This is a genomic window from Albibacterium profundi, from assembly GCF_042159835.1.
GTDB classification, from domain to species: Bacteria; Bacteroidota; Bacteroidia; order Sphingobacteriales; family Sphingobacteriaceae; genus Albibacterium; species Albibacterium profundi.
Map to the genome: position 1 here is coordinate 2,229,559 of NZ_JBBVGT010000002.1, position 6,158 is coordinate 2,235,716.

General features: G+C 39.8%; 6 protein-coding genes. 2 read left to right on the forward strand and 4 right to left on the reverse strand.

Annotation, left to right across the window (positions count from 1 at the left end; all coding sequences use genetic code 11):
• Positions 1-58 precede the first annotated feature (58 nt).
• The 3 genes from WKR92_RS11455 to WKR92_RS11465 all read right to left on the reverse strand — a co-directional run bounded on the left by WKR92_RS11455 (position 59) and on the right by WKR92_RS11465 (position 2,378).
• Entirely contained in the window at positions 59-832 is a 774-nt protein-coding gene (locus WKR92_RS11455) for an SDR family NAD(P)-dependent oxidoreductase (protein WP_375557941.1), read from the reverse strand.
• A gap of 121 nt (positions 833-953) precedes the next feature.
• Positions 954-1,646 (reverse strand): 3-keto-disaccharide hydrolase, encoded by a 693-nt coding sequence (locus tag WKR92_RS11460; RefSeq protein WP_375557942.1) that lies wholly within the window; start codon positions 1,644-1,646, stop codon positions 954-956.
• 186 nt (positions 1,647-1,832) lie between these two features.
• Positions 1,833-2,378 (reverse strand): hypothetical protein, encoded by a 546-nt coding sequence (locus tag WKR92_RS11465; RefSeq protein ID WP_375557943.1) that lies wholly within the window; start codon positions 2,376-2,378, stop codon positions 1,833-1,835.
• Between the two features lie 296 nt (positions 2,379-2,674).
• On the opposite strand from WKR92_RS11465, the gene WKR92_RS11470 reads away from it, so the two are divergent.
• Complete coding sequence (locus WKR92_RS11470) at positions 2,675-2,986, forward strand: DUF6122 family protein (RefSeq protein WP_375557944.1); 312 nt, start codon at positions 2,675-2,677, stop codon at positions 2,984-2,986.
• A 499-nt stretch (positions 2,987-3,485) separates the two neighbouring features.
• The gene (gene nhaA, locus WKR92_RS11475; RefSeq protein ID WP_375557945.1) at positions 3,486-4,667 is read left to right on the forward strand and encodes a Na+/H+ antiporter NhaA; all 1,182 of its coding nucleotides are present in this window, start codon (positions 3,486-3,488) and stop codon (positions 4,665-4,667) included.
• Between the two features lie 75 nt (positions 4,668-4,742).
• Here the strand turns inward: nhaA and WKR92_RS11480 are convergent.
• A protein-coding gene (locus tag WKR92_RS11480; RefSeq protein ID WP_373407983.1) for an IS3 family transposase occupies positions 4,743-6,100 on the reverse strand; the annotation gives its coding sequence in 2 pieces (ribosomal slippage) (positions 4,743-5,785 and positions 5,785-6,100; 1,359 coding nt in all).
• Positions 6,101-6,158: the final 58 nt, after the last annotated feature.

Sequence of the window (6,158 nt, forward strand, 5' to 3'; positions counted from 1 at the left end):
TTAAGTAAAAAAATAAAACCCGTGGCATCGTCCACAGGTTTTATTTACCGTAAATAGATTACCACGGAAGATGACTATTTGCACCTGAGATATCTGCCGGTCCCCTAAAACTTCCTGTTGGGATATCTTCAGAAAGTGCAACCTTTATCGGTTCTAAAGAGCCAAACTCTACCGTATCAGTCCCTTGAAAATTATTGAGCTCGGTAGCTGTAAAACCGGGACTCACCATTGTAACATTGATATTCTCCTTTTCTAGTTCTATGGCTAAAGACAGCATGATACCATTGAGTGCAGTTTTAGAAGCTCCGTATGCCGCATCAAACCCATTACGGAATGGGTTTTCCAGATCTGAGTTCAACGTTAGCGACCCTAAAGCACTGGAAACATTGACAATGCGCGCCCTTTGAGATTTTCTTAAGAATGGTAAAAATGCCTGTGTAACCGCCAACGTGCTGAATACATTGGTTTCCCATACCGCACGAAGATCTTCAATGGGTACCACGGATGGCATCTGTGCAGTTAATACTTCTTCCATGGTTCTATTGCTGGGTCCGACATTTGAAATAGCGGCATTATTCACCAGTAAATCTAAGTGTCCGGTCTCTTGCTGTACTTTCTCTACGGCGTTTTTCACGGAGATAGGATCGGTGATATCGAGTGCAATAGCGTGTATATTTCCGCCAATTTCTAATGCGGCTTTCTCGCCGTTCTCAAGGCTCCGTGAGCCTAGATAAACCCGATATCCATTTTCGACTAATGCCTTTGCAATTTGGTAGCCTATACCTTTGTTAGCACCTGTAACGAGTGCTATTTTGTTGTTTTCCTTTTGCATCTTATTTATAATTTAATAAGACAAAGATCCCTTAGAAATGGATAATCAGTGTAGCCAAAATAAGGGTTGTTGTAGTCAAATTGAGGAAATACTATGCTTGTGTTTGCAAAAGGTAAAGGCCTTACTTTGAGAGTTGAGTTATCGGGGTTAACAGCACTTTACGAAATTCAACTTCAGCGCCTTCTGCTTGCAGTGCAATTTGTCCTTTATTAGCTGTACAATCATAACCCTCATTCACCAAGTCTCCATTTACCCATACTTTTACTCGATTATCCAGGCATTCAATTTTCATAGAGTTCCATTCACCAAGTGGTTTTTCAGAATTATCTGTAAGATTTAGTATTCTGCGTTTTTTCCCTTCTGTAATTCCCCATTCCTCTTTCTTGCCACGACGTTTTTCCATGTTTGGAACCTTAATGTCTTCTACAATACACCAAAAATCTCCTGCATTTTCATGCATCATTTGTACCTCTATAGATTTTGGGAACATTCCATAAAGGGCTCGTGGGGTAGAGGCGTGTACAAGAACTCCACAGTTTCCTGGTTCTCCTGCAAATCGGTATTCAATTTCTAATCGGTAATCTTTATATGAATCATTGGATATGAGGTGCCCTTGAGGATTTCCCATGCTTACTAACAAACCTTCCCTTACCAGAAAGGAGCTTTTTAAACTTGCATCATTATCCATTTCCGGAATATCAATATACCAGCCTGTCAAGTCTTTACCATTAAATAGGTTTTCACTTTGTGCATAGGAAGAGAACGGAAGAACTGAAGAACTTAAAATAAGAAGTACTGAAAGATAAAATTTCATAATGTTTAGGCTTTTTTAAATAGCATTGGTAAAAACAAACATAATAAATTTTATGACTAATTGTAGCAATTAATGCTTCAGGCAAATAGCAGGAGTATGCTGCAAAGCAACATTCCTGCGTATTTGAAGTATGTGGAAACTTGTGTTTTCATTTTTTAGGATTAAGATTTCATTTTTTGTGTGTTATCAGAATTCATAGTTTACTTTTGCTTTGAACTTCCCATTTGTTATGCGGGCTTCGTCCCCAGCTTGACTAGGGGCTACAGCGGAGAATGTGCCCTCTACCCAATTGCCTTTTAAAGAAGTTATGGTTATACTGCCCGTTCCATCGTTCCATAGGTCACTGTCCAAATCTATTTTGGTATCAAAACTGGTCGGGGCGAGTTCGTCATCGGGATTCAACGTTACATAGGCCGTAACGCCGTCTTTTACAGCGTCCTTTATCTGTAGGGAGTATGTCCTCTCTTCCAATCCATTCGGAGCTTGTACCGCTAAATAGAGATAGTGACCTTTTTTACTGTCTAAAAATCCAATTCCTAATTTTGTCCCCGAGGCGCTGATACCGATTGCCTTATCTCCTTTAAAGTCAAAATCAATCCCATTCCCGATCGTAACATGAGCGGTGGCGTAAATTTCTGTTTTGGGTTCTTCTTCTTTCTTTTCCGAGCAGGAAAGCAATGAAAGAGAGATTATTATTCCTGCTAGGAATCTGTACCGACTTATTTTTTTCATGGATAATATATTTTTGTCGTATAAAAGGTTGAAAATAATTGTGTGTGGTAAGAAACACGTCAGCAAACGTAGCGATTGCAATAAGCGTTCGAAACCTCCAATGGGTATTTGGTCGGTATCATTTAGTATTTGGTAAAGCAGGGACGGATAGCCAAATTCTAAGTCAATGTTGCTGAATACTCATTGGCTGTTTTGTATATACTACGAGGTCCGTACTTCTGTTTTACCTCTAATAGTCATATATTAACGCCGCGTCGGCGAGTGAGCTTGGAATTGGACGTTGAAATGATATGATTATGCAACAATTTATCCATTATTTTTTGCACCTTATTTTCCCGGGTATCCTTTCATATTTCCTGTTTAGGGACAATTGGAAACGATGCTTTGTGATTATGTTGCTTACTATGCTAGTCGATTTAGACCACCTTTTGGCAACACCAATCTTTGACCCCAGCAGATGTAGTATAAACTTCCACCCGTTGCATAGTTGGTTTGCTATTGCTTTTTACTTTATTTTGTTGTTTTTCAAACGGACGCGGGTTGTTGCCATTGGCTTGCTCTTGCATATGGCTACTGATGGTTTGGATTGTGTTCTTGACGAAATGTAATTGCAGTTAATTTACAAGATTTCCAGATCAGAGACGATAATTCGGTCACGTTTCGAAAATATCGGGCTTGTAATGGCTATACGTACCAGGACGGTACCTATTATCCGGATTCTGACCAGATCATTCTGAGACATGAAGGGAAGGAATATGTATATGAGATGGAATACGTAAACGGAGAGTTATTGTTTAGTAATACCTACACGATAATTTCAAATGACAAGAAAGTCGAAGAAACGAAAGTGCACTATGGCAAAAAAGGTGAGTCCAAGTATGATTACGATAATTTATAATAACAAATAAAAGAATCTGGATTAGTTAATTCAACTAATTAAGATTGTAATACCACTACAAAGGGATTTTGAAAAATACTGTGTTAATATATTGACTTGAAGTGCAACTATGTTGTAGGGAAGTGTTTTTCTGTTGATTAAAGGTGTGGTAAATCGCAGATATAATACGATTTTAATGGTAAATATTTCGATTTTAATATCTTTGTTAGATGAAACAATCTATCAACTTAAGAGCATTTCCGAATTTTTTGAAGCATGAGTCTGCAGGGGGGATTATCCTTTTCTTCTGCGTTATTATTTCCTTGATTATTGCTAATTCTCCTCTGGGAGCGGGCTTCAATAATCTGTTGGAACATCAGATCGGGTTTAACACTGATTCTATCCATCTGAAATATTCTGTTGCTTTATGGATCAATGATGGCTTGATGGCGATCTTCTTCCTTTTGGTGGGTCTTGAAATTAAACGTGAGCTTGTGGAAGGAGAGCTGGCCTCGCCCAAAAAGGCTGCATTGCCGATTATATGTGCCATTGGTGGAGCTTTGATACCTGCCGGGATCTACATGCTTTTAAATAACGGTACGGCGACAGCAAGCGGATGGGGGATACCGATGGCCACGGATATAGCATTTGCGTTAGCTGTTATCACGATGCTTGGAAAAAGTGTCCCTACTTCGCTGAAGATATTTTTAGCGGCATTAGCCATTGTGGATGACCTGTTGGCAATTTTGGTTATCGCGTTGTTTTACTCTGCAGAACTCAATTTTATTTATCTGGCCTATGCTGGCGCAATATTGCTTCTATTGGTTCTGTTTAATCGCTTCGGTGTGAAGAATATAGCCTTTTATCTGATTCCTGGAGTATTTATTTGGTATTTTGTTCATCACTCAGGTATACACGCGACGATAGCAGGTGTTCTAACAGCATTGACCCTGCCTACTACACCGGATGCGAAGGAATCTCCACTAGAAAAGCTCGAACACACATTAGTCAAACCTGTCAATTTTCTCATCATTCCTCTTTTTGCATTAGCGAACACCAATATTCATTTTGAAGATGGCATGGTTGAAGGTCTTTTTTCAAGTCTCGGAATGGGGATCGTACTCGGTTTGCTCGTCGGTAAACCTATTGGAATATTTCTACTGTCATGGCTCTCTGTTAGGTTCAAAATATGTCAGTTGCCCGAAGGTGCTAACTGGACCCATATTATAGGTGTTGGCCTGTTGGCTGGTATCGGTTTTACGATGTCAATTTTTATTGCATTGCTTTCGTTTGCGGATCCTGATACTGTTGCAGTTGCCAAATTTGCCATTCTTGCTGCCTCACTCTTATCGGGTGTGATCGGGTTTATATTATTGAAAATGGTTAGTCGTAAACCCGATTTGACAAAGTAGGGTGATCGATATAAAATTGTACGTCTTCAAACTAAATTAGACATATTAGGTTCAAACCTTAAGGAGAGTTTCAAGTTATAAATTTATTAATTTTTGTTGATTATACAATTTTCTTCTTTTGTTCAAAGAATCGATTTTCACCTGTTTTCTTTTTTCCAAAATTCTTTCAGAACGTCCACAATAGACATCTGCAGGTGTTAAGTTTTGCAGCGATTCGTGATAACGCCTGTTGTTATAGTTGTCCACAAAGTTTCCCAGGGCTTCGACAAGCTCTTGGGGATGGTAAAAATGGTTTAATTTCACTACGTTTTTCATCGTTCTGTGATATCGTTCAATTTTCCCCTGTGTTTGGGGATGCATTGGTCTGCCGTGAACCTGTTTCATCTTCATATCCTCTTTTAGATATGTTTTTAACTCGCTGGAGATATAACAAGGGCCGTTATCGGACAGCAATTTCGGTTTTGCTTTCGACTTTAATTTTGCTTTTTCAATGGCTGTATTTACCGTTCTCTTCACATCTTCTGCATTCATTGAATCGCAAAGCTCCCAGTGGATGATATAGCGGCTGTAATCATCCAGAACCGTGCTCAGATAATACCATCCCCAACCCACAATCTTGAAATAGGTAAAGTCGGTCTGCCACATCTGGTGCACGAATTGGGTTTTGTCCTTGAACTCATTAGCTGCCGAGATAAGAATATGATTCGGAGCTGGGATTAGATCCCTTTGCTTCAAAATCCTGTAAACACTGGATTCTGAAATAAAAACGCCCTGTTCATCCGTGATCTTGTGCGCCAGTTCCCGGGAAGATAACTCGGTGTGTTCCAGAGCAATTTCAACCACCAGGTCTTTTTGTTCTTCGGGAATGCTGTTCCATTGTCTTCTAGATGCTCTGCAACCTTGTTTCAAGCCGTCATAACCGTTCTTGAGATAGTTCTGATACCATTTGTAGAATGTACTCCTTTGGATGCCGAAGCTTTCAAGGGTACGCTTTACACCAATTGCACTGGTGGTAACCGTTTGTATGATCTCGTATTTTTCTGCTGCTGATAATCTCATATATTTTCGGTATTTATGGATTAATCCAGCATGTCCAAACTTTTTTTTACGATATCGTAACGCAATACCAGATCGGCTACCATCTCTTTCAAGCGGGCGTTCTCTTTCTTGAGTTCCGATACTTCATCACTCGTGGCTTCTCTAACCACATCGCCGTTCAAACGCTTCTTTCCTGCTTCCATAAACTCTTTGTTCCAAGCGTAGAACTGGGATTGGGCTATGCTGTGCTTTCTGCAAAGTTCTGCAACGGAAATCTCTGCTCTAAGCCCCTCCATCACGATCAAAATCTTCTGCTCGGCTGTAAACATCCTGCGCGTCTGCCTGCGAATGTCCTTGACAAATGATTCCGTACTCTTTTTCTTCGGTGTTCCCATAATTAAATCTAATCTTTTTTGATGAAAACACTCCTTAAGATTCTAAATTATCATGTCC